Below are 16803 nucleotides of genomic sequence, written 5' to 3' on the forward strand. Positions count from 1 at the left end.
CCACTCACGCAAAAAGTCAAAAATTCTTTATAAAACATACATTTACAAACGATAACGAATCTCAATTCAACCATTGTTCGCATTTAGAACTGCATTTCTCTTATGCTTGCTGTTGATGTAATTCTTGAGACTGCGCATAGGCTAGACTCTCTTCAGCAAAACCTAAACCAGCTTCGGTAAAGAAATTGAACACTTTATCTACATGATTTTCATATAAATAAGACACCTCATCTTCATAACGAGCAATTGCGGCAACCTTGCCTTTATAACCCGCGTTTTTGAGTTGACGCGTAATATTCACCGAGTCTTGGATAGATGGTAGCGCCAGTAATACCATTTGCACATTGTCTATATCTAGGTTTTCCCATAAATCTACATCCTCTCCGTCTCCGCAGATAACGTTAAAGCCTTCAGACGCGAGTTCTTTTACTTTTGTACGATCGGCATCCATACCCCAAACGTTAACGTCACTTAAATTAGAAAGCGCGTTAAAAGCACCTCTACCAACACGGCCCATCCCAAGCACTAAAAACTCCGCATTTTGTAGAGTAGGGTAAACATCTTCTTTTAGACGTACCGATTTTTCATAACGTTTAATGATATCGTTGTAACGATGATATTGCGCATGAGACGTTCTATATAAAACACTGGTTATAACAAAAGAGATAGACACTGAAAGTGCAATTACCACTAACCAAGAGTCCGCGAGTAACCCCAGTGAAACGGCAAGCGCACCAACGATTAGACCAAACTCGCTATAGTTAGATAAAACAAGGCTGCTTAAATAAGCGGTCCTGCCACGAAGTCGAAGCGACGTAAAAAGACCAAAAAATAGCGCGGCCTTTATTGGAATAAAAATACAGAAGACGACTGAGAGTAATATCATTGTGAAGTTGGGAAGGGCGGTCAGCCCTATTGTTAAGAAAAAACCAATAAGGAATAGGTCTTTAAAACTCAAAAGGGACTTTGCAAGTTCAGAAGCTTTTTCATGTTGTGCCAACATCATTCCGAAAATTAGTGCACCTAAATCGCCCTTTACATTTACCAACTCAAATAGGTGATACCCGCCAAGCGCTAAAATAAACCCTGTAAGAGGAAGAAGTTCGCCATGCCCAGATTTGTTAATCATCTTGCTGATAAGCGGCATAGCAGGAACAAGCCCAAGCAGACCCAACGCCCAAACTGAAGGCAATTTTCCAGTAGCTGCGACCAAAAACACTACCGCGAACACGTCTTGCATTACCAGTATGCCAATAGCTAGACGACCGTGACGAGTTTTACTTTCACCACTTTCTTCCAACACCTTTACAACACACACTGTGCTGCTGAAGCTTAAGGCAAAGGCGATAAGCGCAGCGGTTTCCCAAGTAAGACCTTCAACGTATTGTGAAGCTATAGCAGCAACACCATAAACAGCACATGTAATAACGCCTACCCAAATAAGCGTATGTGAAACGCTTCCAGCCCAAACTTCACGTTTACTCAAATCTCTTATATTTAGTTTTAAACCAATAGTGAATAGCATAATGGTGATACCCAAGTTTGCTATTTCAGTAAGGTCATCGGTTAATTTGTAGCCAAAAAGATTTAGCAGAAACCCTGCTATCAAATAACCAACAAGGGGCGGGATGCCAATTATCTTTACTGTTAATCCACAAACAAATGCGAAAAGAAGAAATGCATACTCCATGTAAAACCTTTTATTGCATGAGCCCTATTAACTACGCGGGTGAAAAATAAAGTAGTACAGGGCAGACTATTGATTATGTTAGAAGATTAGCACGCTACAGACGATATTGGACATAGAGAATAGCGCCAAAAGGTGCGTTATTAGCGATTTGTTGAACATACTTACCGCGAACGTTGGTTACACATAACCCTTTAGCATATGTGAAAACAACGAAGATTAAAGTGCTAATCATATATAAAACAACATGATATGATTAACTCTTCTCGTTTCTTGCTCTCAATTTATAAAGACGATAATCGCTGGTTCTGTAGGGTTCTACCCTATACTGCGCTTGCAAATAGGCTACTAGGTCGATAAGTTCTGCAACAGTGAGTTCGTCGTTTATAACTCGCATCTGAGATACACCTTCGTTACTTGTAAAGCTAGCGGGGTAACGTGGTGCTATTTTATGCGAGGGGTTAATAATGCTCGTTACTAACTCGCCATATGTTTTTACGTTTCCTTCCGTACCTCCTAACATAATGGGTTTAACCGTTAGATAGTTGTTGGTAGCGTTTAGTTTTTCACCTTCAATATAGTGACAGTCTGTACATCTATATTTATGAAAAACCGCTTTGCCATTTTCAGTGTTGCCCGTTGGCAAACTGAAGCCTTTCGATGACGAAGTTTCAACGTCACAGGAAAACACAAAGAATACCAATAACAGAACAATGCAGTTTTTCATTTCAATTCCCACACAAAAACATACAAATTAATTTAATCGTCATATCGCTGTAACGGCAAGTTACTATTTTCAAAATAGGTAATTTCAAACTTGTATGCACTTGTTTTCACAAATATGGGAAAGGCAAAACAACAAATGATAGAGAAACGCACAGGATTGCTACGCATTTTATACGCCACTCATTATTCATTGAATGGACTACGCGCTGCATTTAAAAGTGAGGCTGCGATAAGACAAGAGTTTTTTGCAATGCTTGTACTAATTCCACTAGCGCTATGGCTTGAAGTAAGTAATGTAGAACGAATACTACTTATTATGACGTTGTTTATAGTATTAATTACAGAGTTACTAAACACTGCAGTTGAAAAACTTTGCGACCACGTATCTACTGACATACACGTTTTAATTGGGAGAGCAAAAGACATCGGCTCTGCAGCCGTTTTCGTAAGTTTAGTATTAGCAACAGTTACTTGGCTAACGATTTTACTATTCTAGTTATGCGATAAGTAACTATTGAAGTTACGCATAACTGCATGCGTTACAAATCGCGCTTTAACGTTTGTGTCTTTGTGAAAGTTTAGCCATTCCACCGCGTTTTACATTGGCTTGCTTGGTATAGTGGCCTGGCATTTCTGGCGAGTTCCAGCCTCCAGCTAATTGAAGTTCAGGCAACGTTGCTCCATCTTCGGCCAGCGATACTGCACCACCAACTCTGCCACTATGCGGCGTTATGTTCTCAGAAATTCCTGCACGTAAAGCAATGCGTTTCCATATTCGATAAATACTAGAATAATCTAAAACGTTAGCAGAATATTCAGATACAGATTCGTCAAAGGGCAATAATGCGTTTTTATGATTCGACACACGACGAAACAAAATGCCTTTCGATATACGGCGAGGATCATCAATAGCCCTTGGTTGTTTAGAAGACGGGGTTAAATTGGCTTCATCAATAAACTCTTGAATCATCGACAGTGTGCTGTCAGATACAAAACGGTATTGTCCTTGGCCTGCTTGGTCGCTTTTTGACGAGACGACTAATAATGTATTATTACGCCTAGACAGATGTTCAAGGCAAACTCGAACCACTTCATCCGCCCTCAGCAATGCATCAAACATAATGTTGATGATTGCAAGGTCGCGTAATTCCAATAGCGAGTCTGGGATAACCGCATTGTTAATACTGTCTAGCATTTCAATGGTTAATGGAACCGCTTGATGACTTGAGATACTGTATTTTTTATTTTCTACCAGCGATAGTCGTATGAAGTCTCGCAGATAAGCCGAGCGGATAATCGGGTTCGGTAAACTCGCTATACCAAGATATTTGCTTAACGCTGACAATCGACGCTTAATAGTGCGATAGGCTAGGGGAGATTGGCATAGTACTTCTACATAATGCTTGATACATTGCTCGTTTGACGCAAAGTCGTTAGTAAAACCCTGATAGCCATATTGCGCACAAAACAATCCAAATTCGTTATAGTCACTTAAATATGCACGCTGTGTGTTCTTTGGCAGTTTAGAGAATATGTCTTTGTAATATGTGTTGGTGCGTTCCTTAGCTGTATTAAGTGATAGAAACTCTTCATCAGTCTGCTGATGAGTTGTTGTTACATTTGCATTCATAGAAGCGGATTCTATAGCACCGGGCTGGTAAATGAGAGATACTTTAGTGTTATTTGGCATTACGTTAACTGAGTGGAACGAATCCATTTAAATCTATAAGTTACTGTATATTTAACCAATTCACGCATGATAACTGTAATTATCATGCGTGAACTTTGGCCGACAGGCTTGCATGACTTACTGAAAACATCAGTAAACTCAAGAACTGGTGACTACAGGTTCGTTATCCTTCCAATAATACCCTAGACAGAAGTTACTGTATATTAATACATGTATTTTGAGTAATGTCGACCAATAAGCGTTATATGCCAATTTATTCCAAAAACGGCGTATATTTTTGCGTTTCGAAAATCGTGCGCTACGTGAAATCTGACAAAGAATACCAGGCATTACCCACTAGATTTTACGTAGAAGCGCGAAATAAAATAATAAGATTTACGCTTCTTTTAGCCTACATAGCCCATTGAAAACCACCAGTAATTGCATCTCACATCATTAAATTCATCGTATTTGCGACAGACACTGCTATCTATAAGGTGAGGCTTTTAAGCCACTTACATTCGTATTTTTATTGGAGCTAAATTAATTAGCTTCCATTTAAGGGAAAGTAAGCAATCTCGATTTAAAGTCACTCTTTAAAATAACGTATGCCTAAAAGCCTCATATTAATTGCAAAACGCTTAATCGTACTTCTTTATATATCTGGATGGGTCAAAACTATGACCATGAAGCAATAAGATAGAGATTTCAGTCTGAAATTGAAAGCAAATAACGTTTTGCTAATTAGCTTGAAACAATCACTTAATGTTACGGGCATCTTGTATAAAATACTTTTAGAGGCCTGCTTATAAATTTATAAATAACACTTACAACACTTAAGAGTTTTGTGCTCACATAATCTCTCAATGCCTTCATGGTGGCTTTTCAATTTCATTAAACATCTATACAGACACGCTTTAAAAGCTTACGTGGTGTTTACGAACTACGTTAACAATCTACAACATTATTAATAAGAGCAGGAGAACGGGGTGCTATCGTGGTTACCACATCACTTATCCAGTCATTTCCCATATCTAATTTAACATAATATACATTATGAGTAATTATGTATTGGTGATATTAGGGCGCAGATGTCAGCCTTTTTGCTTACCTTGTTGACTGTGATTGCTTACAGACTATTTTGCCTCTAGCGCCTTTTGTTGGCTCAGCACAGTGCGTGAAAAAACTTGCGCTCAAGTTTACTACAGCACTAACTTAGTCAATCTCTATGACTAGTTGAGCTTTATTATCGCTGCGATATTTCCAAAAAGTATTTTTAAGTGGAGTTTTCAAATGTCGCGCTACGTAAAATCTGACGTATTAGACCTCGCAAAACGATTCAGATTTTACGTAGCGCTCGAACTGCTAAATATAGAGAAATGGTGTTATCAAGATGCTCTTTGGCATTTGAGAATACTTTAAGGAGTTAAATTGAGTTCATGACTTAACTCAGAATTCTTATTACTGAAAATAATTGATTAATATCTCTATCAACTATAAGTATTGGTTAATTGAAAACTTTTATTAAAGTTTTGTTTTTATATTTACTTTGATTGTTCGAAAACTAAATTAAGCCTTTCTTTATCTTTCTCGAAATTTAAGTTTTCAAAGCATCTATCAAATGTTTCTTTTTGAAACTTAACCGCGGCCCTGTAAAAATCTCTATTAACATGTTCAAAGCATTTAGATAGCGTTATTAAAGACTTTTGAATTCTTATTGCCACTTCAATATTGTTATTACTGTCTCTTGAAATACTAGTAAATGCGTCATCAAAAATGTCATTAATTAATAATTCAGGTACAGACACACGATTATATTTAGGCTCGTGACTGTTTTTAATCATCTTTTCATTTGTAAAATCAGTTGCACTGTTTAACTTATGGCTATTATTTTGGCTATCAGTTTTATTTACACGTTTTGTCGAATGCCAAAGTAACAATAGCCTGGTAATGCTTGTGATAATTTTAATGGCTGTGCCGTGGTCATTTACAGCGGGCGACAAGGCTCTAGACGCTATTTCTGCTAAAACGATAAACCCATATCTTGGGTCTGCCTCGAACGAACGCATAGGATTAATGCTAATAGCGCACAATATTTCCTTATCAAAACCGGCTTCCGTAGCGAAACCAACAGGCTTTTCTGGTGTTACAAACTCACCAGGTAACATATTCAAGTTAATGAATAAGTCTTCTTTTTCACATAGCTGTTGGAGTCTAGCGATGTCGACAAGTTGTATGTACCCTACTTCGTCGGTATAAATGGCATGACTGCCCTGCACTGCTGCATCGTGCTGTGGTATTGCGCCTAGGTATGGCGTATTAATGCGATGTTCAATTGCGCGTTTTGTCGCTTGTTCTACTTTCAGCACTGTTGACTCTACACGCCCTAAGCGCGCCACGCTGTCTACCCATCTGATAAAGGTTAATATAACTACGATAAAAACCGTGCATGTAAGACAAAAAAGAATAAAAACGCCAGCAGTATCAAAAAATGCGAGATGCATTGCTGTAATAGCAACCGCACTGTAGATGAATGCGCCAACAAATACTGATAGCGCATACTGAGACACGTCGTCTGAGATGATCAGACTTAAACTTCTCGGTGTAGTTGAATGGCCTGCAGAGCTATAGGCATTAACCATAGTGCCAGCTGAAAATGTTGCGATAACCATCATGGTTGACGCCATTATCGATAAAAGTGTTTCAACCGATTTAGCGTTAATATTGGGTATGTGTTTCGAATCTATAAAGCTATCAGCAGCCTTGGCTGCAAACACACAGGCAATAGACAGCACACAGAGCAAAAGTGGTTTAATCCATAGCTTTTCTTTAAGTCGATACAGTAAAAAACGAAATTTATCGACAGTAATTGGCGTTTCCATTCTATAACTCTTTCCATTTAAGGTAAGGTTACTACGGTCGATGCTCGTTTTTTGTTTATGTTGCTAGTTGTTTAAGTAGCATGTAGCTCGTCTCTAATAATGCGTACACCCGCGGTTAAAGCAGCAAGTTTTTTACGTGCGACGTCGGCTGCCATTGGTGCCATTCCGCAGTTAGTGCATGCTATGAGTTTGTCAGGTGCCACATACGCTAGTGCTTGTCTTAGTGTTTCTGCAACCTCTTCTGGCGATTCAATAGAGTCGTTCGCCACATCTATTGCACCTACCATTATCTCTTTTCCTTCTAGTAGAGAAATAAGCGACAAGGGCACGTGGGAATTATGGCACTCTAGCGAAACCGCACTTATGTTAGAGGCTTTAATTTTCGGAAAGATTAATTCGTACTGTCTCCATTGAGTGCCTAATGATTTTTTCCAATCATTATTTGCCTTAATACCGTAGCCGTAGCAAATATGAACTGCCGTTTTACAGGTTAATCCATCTATGGCGGTTTCTAGCGCGTCAACGCCCCATTCGTTTACCTCATCTGGAAAAACGTTAAATGCAGGCTCGTCAAACTGAATAACATCTACGCCAGCAGCTTCGAGTGCTCTGGCTTCTTTGTTTAATATTTTTGCGAATTCGTTTGCTAGCGTCTTTTTACAACCATAGTATTCGTCACAAAGTGTATCGACCATAGTGAGTGGCCCTGGAAGCGCCCACTTTATGGGGGCATCTGTTTGACTACGTAAAAACAATGCATCTTTTTCAAAAACAAAATGTGAAAGGCTAATTGGGCCTACAATCACGGGCACTTGTGCATCATAGCGATTTCGAATTCTCATTGTTTTCTTGTTTTCACAATCAACACCGTTCAATTGTTCAATAAAGGTAGTTACAAAATGTTGCCTTGTTTGTTCACCGTCACAAATGATGTCTAAACCAGCGTTTTTTTGATCGTGAAGCGCCAATTTCAAGGCATCTTGCTTGCCTTGTTCTAGGGCTTTGTTAGCTAACTTCCACGGCGACCATAAGGTTTCCGGTTCTGCCAGCCAAATAGGTTTAGGTAAGCTACCCGCTATACAAGTAGGAATCAGCGTATTCATTAAGGGGCCTTATATTTTTCTCGTTAGAAATTAGCGTTAGTAATTATTTTGATGGGTAAGTGTTTGTTCAAGCATTGCCTTATAGGGCTTAATAAACATGGTCTCAATATACTTGCCTTGCTCTACGGCCAATGAAGCGCGCTCTTCTCGGTCGTATTTAACATGTGTATAGGAGTAATCTTTATTAAAAAGGCTTGGTTTAAAGCACGTACCAGCGCTAGAGTTCGCGTTATAAATCTCTGGACGGTAGATTTTCTGGAAGGTCTCCATGGTGCTAATTGTGGCAATCAACTCTATGTTTGAGTAATCGTTTAACAAGTCACCATAAAAGTAGAATGCTAATGGTGCTGCACTATTGTTTGGCATAAAGTACCGAATACGTAACCCCATTTTTGCAAAGTATTGCTCCGTTAGTGAAGTACCGCAGGGCGCATATTCAGCCCCCAATATGGGATGTGAATTATTTATTCGGGTGTACGTTTTATTATCTGAAACCGATAAACAAATTACCGGCGTCTTACAAAATTCAGCTTTATATGCCGATGATTCAACAAAGTGTTTAAACAGCGTGCCGTGAAAGTCCCCAAAGTTCGATGGAACTTGGAAGGTCTCTTTTCCTTCATTAAAGCGTTTTAAAACAACACTAAAATCGTAATCCCTGACGTATGACGAGAAATTATTCCCAACAATACCGTCTATAACATCACCCGTGTCTGCATCTACAATTTTAGTTTGTAGCATTTCAATGTTTGGCAGTCCGTCATCGTTTTCGCCTAGGGAGTCAAGGCTGCAATCTAATCCGCTATTAATAAATACACTGACAATCTCTAACGTTACCGAGTAACGGTTTTTATTTGAATTATCCCAGTGCGCAAGTGAATTACAGCGGTTACTTATCATATCAAGGGTATTTCGAATGTTTTCTTCCTTGTATGGACCACGCGCTAAATTAGCAAAATTGGTAGTGATTCGTGTATTTGGAGCAACACAATAGTGTTCGTTAAACGCAGTCCGTGTAATCTTAAACGAGATGTCTTGGTGCATAACAGTTACTCATTAGTGACAATGGCATCAGTTATACGCAACTTTGGTTATGAAAATAAATGGTATAAATTCATCAAACTATGAGTGGGATTCATGGTTTTACTAAGTTCAACGCTAAGTGGCACAACAGGTGTCATGCCACTGATTAACATCAACGTAAGCTAGGTATTATTTTTATTAGATGCACAACGTTTCGAGCAGTACTTAACGTTCTCCCAGTCACGCTCCCACTTTTTACGCCAGGTAAACGGGCGGTCGCAAACCGGACAGACTTTTGTCGGCAAATTAGACTTCTTCATTTTTCGACAGCTTAGTTAAAAATGCGGCTGCATCCTGTTTCATCGCATCAATGTTTTCTTCTTTCATGCGGCCGTAGGTTTTGTAGATCATCGCCATACGGTGATTATTACTCAGTTTATCTCGCTGCTTATCAATGAAATGCCAATACAAGTAGTTAAACGGACACGCTTTAGGCCCTGTTTTTTTCGATACTTGATAGCCGCAGTTTTTGCAGTAATTACTCATCTTGTTGATGTAGCTACCGCTAGCAACATAGGGTTTACTGGCTAAGTTACCGCCATCGCTATAAAGGATCATGCCAGCTACATTTGGTAACTCTACCCACTCATAAGCGTCGGCATACACAAGTAAATACCACGCCTGTACTTCTTCAGGGCTAAGTTCTGTTAACAAGCTAAAGTTACCAATTACCATTAAACGCTGTATGTGGTGTGCATAGGCATTTTGCTGAGTTTCCTTAATACACTGGCGCATACAGTTCATATTGGTTTGCGCATCCCAGAAAAACGAAGGAAGCGAGCGTGTATTATTGAAATAGTTGTCGGTTTTTAAGTTAGGCATAAAGTGCCAGTAAAAGCCTCTAACGTATTCACGCCAGCCCAATATTTGTCGAATAAAACCTTCTGCAGAATTAAGCGGTACTTGTCCGGCATGATACGCCTGCTCTGCTGCTTCTATCGCCTCTTTAGGCGTTAATAACCCGCAGTTTAAGTAAAAGCCAATGTGCGAGTGATACATCCAAGGCTTCCCTTCAACCATAGCATCTTGATACTGACCAAAGTTTTCGAGTCGCTCATCGATAAAGGTATCAAGAACCTTAAGCGCATTTTCCCGAGTTACCGCAAAGTAGAAACCATCAAGTTCACCAAAGTGATCGCTGAAGTTTTCCTCAACAAGCGCTAACACTTCCTTCGTTATTTCATCGGTTTCAAAACTACTGTGTTTAGGCACTTGATGCGTAGCATCCATAGACTCACGGTTTTGAGCATCGTAATTCCATTTACCACCAATAGGGTTTTTCCCGTCCATCAGCACATTATGCTTGCGGCGCATTTCTCGGTAAAAGAATTCCATTCGAAGCTGTTTTTTACCATTAGCCCACTCACTAAACTCGTCAGGAGTCGACAAAAAGCGATTGTCTTCTTTTATCGAAACAGGCGTATTTAACACACTTTGCCACTGCTGCATGCTTTTAAGGAGGCGATGCTCACCTGGCATTGTGCATACAACCTCATCAAAGCGCCCTGTTTCAAGGGCACGTTTTACTTCATCAAATAGGCTACCGGCGTTATCTACATCGTCGTATTTTATATAGTCAACGCGGTAACCATCGTCGCGAAGTGATTTGGCAAAATGGCGCATGGCACTAAATAGAAACGCAATTTTCTTCTTATGGTGCTTTACGTAAGTTGCTTCCTCACGCACTTCCGCCATTAATATCGTGTCTGTCGATTTATTAGCGTCAGAAATGGCTGGTAGCGTTGCGGTTAACTGATCGCCAAGAACTAAAATAAGTGCAGCCATACCCTACTCTTTTATCTCTTGAAACGCGTCTAACGCTCGTTGCCTTGATTTTTTAAGGTCAACAATTGGCTGGGGATAGGTTTTACCAAGCTCCAATCCAGCATCTTTAGCTATAACACCTGGGGTTTCCCACGGCTTGTGGATGTACTTATCAGGAAGGTTTTTAAGCTCTGGACAAAATTTACGTACATAGTTGCCTTTCTTATCGAATTTTTCGCCCTGTAGAATAGGATTGAAAATTCTGAAGTACGGCGACGCATCTGCACCCGAGCCAGCTACCCACTGCCAACTAGCACTATTACTGGCCAAATCTGCATCTAACAGAGTGTCCCAAAACCAGCGTTCACCTTCATGCCAGCTGAGCAACAAATTCTTCACTAAAAATGAACCCACAATCATTCGAACGCGATTGTGCATATATCCCGTTTGCCATAACTCGCGCATGCCTGCATCAACAATAGGAATACCCGTGTTGCCGCGTTGCCATGCTTTAAGTGCCTTCGCGTCGGTGCGCCATGGGAACTTATCAAACTTATCGTTAAAGTTTTTATTCGGTAGCGTTGGAAAATGGTACAGCAAGTAATAGCTGAATTCTCGCCAGCCAAGTTCACTTAAATAGGTATCAATACTTTTATCTTTAGTATTACCAAACTTGTCTTTTATGGCATACCACACTTGATTAGGCGACACTTCGCCAAAGTGTAAATGTGGCGATAGACGCGATGTGCCCTTAACAGACGGTATATCTCTGTCTTCTTTATAATTGCGAGCAGCATTTTCTATAAATGTTGCCAAGTTATCAGCAGCGCCTTCTTCTCCGGGCTTCCACATTTCGCTAATAGTGGTATCCCAAGAAATGGTGGGCAATAGTGCCAAGTCGTCTAGCTCAATAGAGTCACACTGCGACATATCGTCAGCATAGGTTATGCGTGCTGGCGGCGCCTTAGGGTAACGAGGCTCATCTACTTGTAGACAGCCTTTGCGGTAATACGGTGTGAATACGCGATACGGCGTTCCGTCTTTTTTCAATACCTTCATGGGTTCCCACAACAGGCTGCCATTGCAGCTAGTTGCTTCAAAACCTTCCTGAACCAGCGACTTTTTAATGTGTTTGTCGCGGTTTATTTGCCATGGCTCGTAGCAGCGATTCCAAAAAATAGACTTTGCGCCTGTCGCTTCCATTAAAGCAGGAAGAATTTCTTTTGGATCACCTTTGAGTATTTGTAAATGGCCATTTAAACGCTCATTCAATGATGTAAGTGAATGATGCAGCCACCATTTACTTGCTCCGCCTAACTTTCGACCGTCGGGTGCTTGATCATCATAAATGTAAATTGGGATAATTTTGCCCATATCACACGCTGCATTAAGCGCAGGGTTATCTTTAACGCGCAGATCTTGTCTGAACCACATTATGCTTACGGGTACGGTCACTTTATTACCTTAAAATTGCACTAATTATTAATTCTTTACGTATCGGTGTAATACGCATTAACGCGTGATCGGGATTACGAAATTATAATAAAAGTTATCTGGCAAACACTATGACAAAACAAACGGTTAAACAGGCAGACAAGATTAGCAACAGCCGCGGTCTATTCTGGTTTAGACACGACCTTCGCCTGCATGATCAACGTGCAATAAACGTGCTTTGTGACAGCGTGGATGAAATCACGTTTGTCTACGTACTTAATGATAAACATTATGTTTCAACGCCATTCGGTTTTAAGAAAACCGGTGAGCACCGTCATCAGTTTATTGTTGAGTCTTTGCATGATTTAAAATTGCGCCTAGCTGATTCAGGGCAAGAATTAGTTGTACTTAAGGGTGATACCATTAAATGTTTAACAACGCTACTGGCAAATAATGACTTTACCCACGTGGCCGTAAACAAGCATGCAGGCTATGACGAAATAGCCGAAGTAAACGCCGTTAAAAACGCCCACCCTAATATTACATTTATTGAAGAAGATGCCCTTACGTTGTTTAACGAAGAAGACGTTCCATTTTCAATAAACGACATGCCAGATGTGTTCAGTCCGTTTAGGCGCAAAGTAGAAAAGTTTCTTGAGCCGCAAAGCCCTGCCGCAACTTACACTGAGCTTAAGCCACACTTTGCTCCGATGATACCGGAAGAATTCATTTACGAATTAAAAGGTACACTGCCTACACCGAAAGAAGACGGTTTTGTGGGTGGTGAAACTGCTGCACTCACACATCTTGATACGTATCTATTTTCATGGCGCAGCGCAGCAACGTACAAGGAAACACGAAATGCGTTAGACACATGGCGTCACAGCACTAAGCTTTCTCCTTGGTTGGCACATGGAAATATTTCCCCTCGTGAAGTTATGCAGCAAGTGTATAAGTTTGAGGAAACCGTTGAAAAGAACGATTCCACCTATTGGATTTATTTTGAACTATTGTGGCGTGAGTTCTTTCATTGGCTGCAACGCAAGTACGGGGCGAAGTGGTTTAAATTTGACGGTATTCAGCAGCGTTTACCAAACACACGTCACGACCAACGTACGTTTACTAAATGGTGTAATGGTGAAACCGGCTACCCTATTGTAGATGCATGTATGCGTCAACTTCGCGAAACTGGCTATATGTCAAACCGCGGTCGTCAGCTGGTAGCAAGTTGTTTCGTACACGAGCTTAAGCAGGATTGGCGCTATGGCGCAGCATGGTTTGAGCACCAATTGATAGACTATGATGTAGGTAGCAATTGGGGAAATTGGTTGTATTTAGCTGGTGTTGGTAGCGACCCTAGAGGTCACCGTCAGTTCAATTTGCAAAAGCAGACTGATACCTACGACCCTAAAGGTAAATTTCGAGATAAGTGGTTGTAGCGCGATACACCTATGCAAAAAGAAAGCATTACTGTTATTTGGTTAAAGCGAGACCTTAGGCTTCGTGATCACGAACCACTTTTTACCGCATATAACAACAATGAACGCATTGTTTTGCTTTACTGTTGGGAGCCCTCGGTAATTGAAGACCCTCACATGGACGAACGCCATTGGCGCTTCGTCGGTGAAAGCTTAAACGATATCAATAACCAACTACCAACAGATATAGAAATACTGCAGCTTCACTGTGAAGTGCTTGATGCTTTAAACGCTATTGAGCAGCAGTATTCTATTAGTGCAATAAGAAGTTATGAAGAAATAGGCCTACTTGTTACATACAAGCGAGATATGGCTGTTAAACAATATTTGGCAGACAAAGGCATAGTGTTTGAAGAAGCCCAACACGGCGCCGTGCTTAGAGGGCTTCCTTCTCGTCGACATTGGCAGAACAATTGGGAAGCGCACTTTAATGCTCCTACCTTTGATATTCCTATTACTGATGCAAATTGGGTAAATTGGAAAAATACGCCATTAAATAAACGCGCGTCTACATTTGAAGCGGTGGCTATTGAGTATGATTGGAGTACTAAGCTTTCAAATATTGAAGCTAGCCAGCGCTCATCAGATGAACAGCCTACAAAACAGTTAATTAAAAAACCTGCAATGCAAATTGGTGGTGAGCGCAGAGCGTGGCATACCCTAAAGCACTTTTTTGAAGAACGCGGCAAACACTACCATAAACACATATCTAAACCACACGCAGCAAGGCAGGCCTGTACTAGACTTAGCCCTTACCTAGCATGGGGCAATATGTCGATTAAACAGGTATATCATTTAGTACAGAAACAGCGAGCGACTATTAAGCGCGAAAACGGTAAAGATAAAACACAGTGGTTGCGCGCTATATCGGCGCTTACGTCGCGTCTTCATTGGCACTGTCATTTCATTCAAAAATTTGAAAGCGAACACAGTATTGAATGGCGAGCAATGAACGAAGCGTACTCTCGGTTTCCATTTATTGATGGACCTGAAGCTACCAGGCGTTTTTACCACTGGAAAAAAGGCAAAACTGGCTACCCGCTTGTTGATGCATGCATGCGAGCTTTGGCAGAAACGGGTTATATAAACTTCAGAATGCGCGCTATGGTTACCAGCTTTTTATGTCATCATTTAAATGTACACTGGCTTCGCGCTGCACATTATTTGGCGTCTCAGTTTTTAGATTTTGAACCCGGCATTCATTATCCGCAAATTCAGATGCAGGCAAGCGTAACTGGCATCCATACGGTTAGGTTATACAACCCTCAAACGCAGTCAATGAAGCTAGATCCTAATGGTACATTTATAAAGAAGTGGGTGCCGGAACTTGCGCACCTTCCAGACGATGCAGTTCACGCACCGCATACACTGCCGCCCCTTGAAGCGATGATGCTAGACTTTGATTTAGAGCGGGATTATTTTGTGCCAATAGTTGATATTGCGGCAAACAGTAAGCTAACAGCAAAACGACTGTGGGATTACCGAGACCGCGATGACGTTATTGCTGAAGCAAAGCGAATAATAAAACGCCATACAATGCAAAGCAGTCCTAGTCGTGGATGGCTTAAGAAGAAAACAGGCTAATTACAGGCAGGTATTTAATTCGTTTATATTTAATTTCGATGCCCGTGCTACTTACCTAGCGATTGTTTTTTCTCAGCCATTCATTTAACAGCTTGATTTGTCCGCACTTGTACGCCGCATACATAAGGCGCATGGCGTTAGACATGGCTTCACTGTCAGTCCAACCGGTTTTGTCTCTTATTTCGTCATAACAGGCTTTCGCCTCTGGCGAGACATAGCCGCGAACCAGCTTTTTACCAGCTTCTTTCTGACGCTCCCTAAACCGCTTTTGCTTATCAGCATTGGCTTTTGCTTTTTCTGCAACGCTTTTGACTGCGCGCTTGTTTTCCGTTTTTTCTGTCATCGTTTTCACACATTTTTGAATTACTTTAGTTTAACACGCGTTTTTCTTCAGAAAAATGACTGTTCAGAGTTGTTTAGCTTACAACTGTTCGCTAAATTAACATCGAGGTTTAACATACAACAATGAGTTGGGAATGTCAGAGAAGAAAAATAGTTTTAGTAGAGACGATTTACTTGCGTGTAGCCGCGGTGAAATGTTTGGTCCTGGGAACAGTCAGTTACCTGCACCAAACATGTTAATGATGGACCGCGTGGTTTCAATTACCGAAGACGGTGGTGAACACGGTAAGGGTGAAATTGTTGCCGAGTTAGATATAACCCCTGATTTGTGGTTTTTTGATTGCCACTTCCCCGGCGATCCAGTAATGCCTGGTTGCTTGGGCCTTGACGCAATGTGGCAACTCGTCGGCTTCTTCTTAGGTTGGAGCGGAGGTCCGGGCAAAGGTAGAGCGTTAGGTGTGGGTGAAGTGAAATTCACTGGTCAAATTCTTCCAACTGCCAAGAAAGTTACGTACAAAATCACCATGAAGCGCGTAATTAAACGAAAATTATTTATGGGCATGGCCGATGGCATCGTTGAGGTTGACGGCAGAGAAATATACGTGGCTAAAGATCTAAAAGTAGGTTTATTCCAAGACACTTCAAACTTTTAATTGTAGACGTGTGAAACAATGAAAAAAGCCCCTTTTCAGGGGCTTTTCCTTTTGCATAATCAGTTCTAAAAGAGAAAGTATTATTTAACACTTAAACCTAAGTGCCTATCTTCTACTGCCTCACGCCACCCACCTAACCACTGTGAACGTGCATCGTTTTGCTGAAATGGACAATTTTCCTTAGCACGACCGCTGATACCAGCTTGATAGCCTTTAGCATGTGCGCGTGTCAGTTTATCTCTTTTTTGTCTTTTCATTGATTAGCCTCTTTCGTTTGTTGAATGTACAACAAATAATTTTCTCGAGCGCTCTACATCTTTTTTGCCGATAGTGCCGGAAAAGTTATTGCGTACCTTTCTTTGATAGTGCAATTGCTGAATTGGTTCAAGAGAAATTTT

At 40.8% G+C, this 16803-nt stretch carries 15 protein-coding genes; 4 read left to right on the forward strand and 11 right to left on the reverse strand.

The window, feature by feature from the left end; all coding sequences use genetic code 11:
* Positions 1-100 precede the first annotated feature (100 nt).
* Both ACGHAV_RS01660 and ACGHAV_RS01665 read right to left on the reverse strand, forming a co-directional pair.
* The gene (locus tag ACGHAV_RS01660; protein WP_390375535.1) at positions 101-1690 is read right to left on the reverse strand and encodes a cation:proton antiporter; all 1590 of its coding nucleotides are present in this window, start codon (positions 1688-1690) and stop codon (positions 101-103) included.
* A 253-nt stretch (positions 1691-1943) separates the two neighbouring features.
* The gene (locus ACGHAV_RS01665) at positions 1944-2414 is read right to left on the reverse strand and encodes a c-type cytochrome (RefSeq protein WP_390375538.1); all 471 of its coding nucleotides are present in this window, start codon (positions 2412-2414) and stop codon (positions 1944-1946) included.
* Positions 2415-2549: 135 nt separating this feature from the next.
* Between ACGHAV_RS01665 and ACGHAV_RS01670 the strand changes: the two genes are divergently transcribed.
* Positions 2550-2909: a diacylglycerol kinase gene (locus tag ACGHAV_RS01670; protein WP_334015839.1), complete on the forward strand. Its 360-nt coding sequence runs from the start codon at positions 2550-2552 to the stop codon at positions 2907-2909.
* A gap of 57 nt (positions 2910-2966) precedes the next feature.
* Here ACGHAV_RS01670 and ACGHAV_RS01675 read toward each other — a convergent pair whose 3' ends face one another.
* From ACGHAV_RS01675 to ACGHAV_RS01705, 7 genes are all read right to left on the reverse strand, one after another.
* On the reverse strand, positions 2967-4130 hold the full coding sequence (locus ACGHAV_RS01675; RefSeq protein ID WP_390375542.1) for a tyrosine-type recombinase/integrase: 1164 nt from the start codon (positions 4128-4130) through the stop codon (positions 2967-2969).
* 1496 nt (positions 4131-5626) lie between these two features.
* The gene (locus ACGHAV_RS01680) at positions 5627-6964 is read right to left on the reverse strand and encodes a DUF2254 domain-containing protein (protein ID WP_390375544.1); all 1338 of its coding nucleotides are present in this window, start codon (positions 6962-6964) and stop codon (positions 5627-5629) included.
* A 71-nt stretch (positions 6965-7035) separates the two neighbouring features.
* Positions 7036-8067, reverse strand: coding sequence for a methionine synthase (locus ACGHAV_RS01685; RefSeq protein WP_390375547.1), 1032 nt, complete (start codon positions 8065-8067; stop codon positions 7036-7038).
* A gap of 36 nt (positions 8068-8103) precedes the next feature.
* Positions 8104-9111, reverse strand: a complete 1008-nt coding sequence (locus ACGHAV_RS01690; RefSeq protein WP_390375550.1) for a putative oxygenase MesX — start codon at positions 9109-9111, stop codon at positions 8104-8106.
* 161 nt (positions 9112-9272) lie between these two features.
* Positions 9273-9410 carry a DUF2256 domain-containing protein gene (locus ACGHAV_RS01695; protein ID WP_390375553.1) on the reverse strand — a complete coding sequence of 46 codons (138 nt, stop codon included), beginning with the start codon at positions 9408-9410 and terminating at the stop codon, positions 9273-9275.
* On the reverse strand, positions 9397-10935 hold the full coding sequence (locus tag ACGHAV_RS01700) for a cryptochrome/photolyase family protein (protein WP_390375556.1): 1539 nt from the start codon (positions 10933-10935) through the stop codon (positions 9397-9399). The genes ACGHAV_RS01695 and ACGHAV_RS01700 overlap by 14 nt, the downstream gene beginning before the upstream one ends.
* A 3-nt stretch (positions 10936-10938) precedes the next feature.
* On the reverse strand, positions 10939-12369 hold the full coding sequence (locus tag ACGHAV_RS01705; protein WP_390375559.1) for a cryptochrome/photolyase family protein: 1431 nt from the start codon (positions 12367-12369) through the stop codon (positions 10939-10941).
* Positions 12370-12479: 110 nt separating this feature from the next.
* Between ACGHAV_RS01705 and ACGHAV_RS01710 the strand changes: the two genes are divergently transcribed.
* Together ACGHAV_RS01710 and ACGHAV_RS01715 are read left to right on the forward strand one after the other, a co-directional pair.
* Positions 12480-13787 carry a DASH family cryptochrome gene (locus ACGHAV_RS01710; protein WP_390375562.1) on the forward strand — a complete coding sequence of 436 codons (1308 nt, stop codon included), beginning with the start codon at positions 12480-12482 and terminating at the stop codon, positions 13785-13787.
* A 12-nt stretch (positions 13788-13799) separates the two neighbouring features.
* Positions 13800-15410 (forward strand): deoxyribodipyrimidine photo-lyase/cryptochrome family protein, encoded by a 1611-nt coding sequence (locus ACGHAV_RS01715; protein WP_390375565.1) that lies wholly within the window; start codon positions 13800-13802, stop codon positions 15408-15410.
* 55 nt (positions 15411-15465) lie between these two features.
* Here ACGHAV_RS01715 and ACGHAV_RS01720 read toward each other — a convergent pair whose 3' ends face one another.
* A complete protein-coding gene (locus ACGHAV_RS01720; protein WP_390375568.1) occupies positions 15466-15753 on the reverse strand; it encodes a hypothetical protein in 288 nt (95 codons plus the stop codon).
* A gap of 133 nt (positions 15754-15886) precedes the next feature.
* Here ACGHAV_RS01720 and fabA point away from each other — a divergent pair, with 133 nt between their 5' ends.
* Entirely contained in the window at positions 15887-16405 is a 519-nt protein-coding gene (fabA, locus tag ACGHAV_RS01725) for a 3-hydroxyacyl-[acyl-carrier-protein] dehydratase FabA (RefSeq protein WP_390375570.1), read from the forward strand.
* A gap of 80 nt (positions 16406-16485) precedes the next feature.
* On the opposite strand, the gene rmf is transcribed toward fabA, so the two are convergent.
* Positions 16486-16662, reverse strand: a complete 177-nt coding sequence (gene rmf, locus ACGHAV_RS01730) for a ribosome modulation factor (protein ID WP_015067275.1) — start codon at positions 16660-16662, stop codon at positions 16486-16488.
* Between the last annotated feature and the right edge of the window lie 141 nt (positions 16663-16803).

Source organism: Alteromonas sp. MTD1 (genome assembly GCF_042848195.1).
In the GTDB taxonomy this organism is placed as follows: Bacteria; Pseudomonadota; Gammaproteobacteria; order Enterobacterales; family Alteromonadaceae; genus Alteromonas.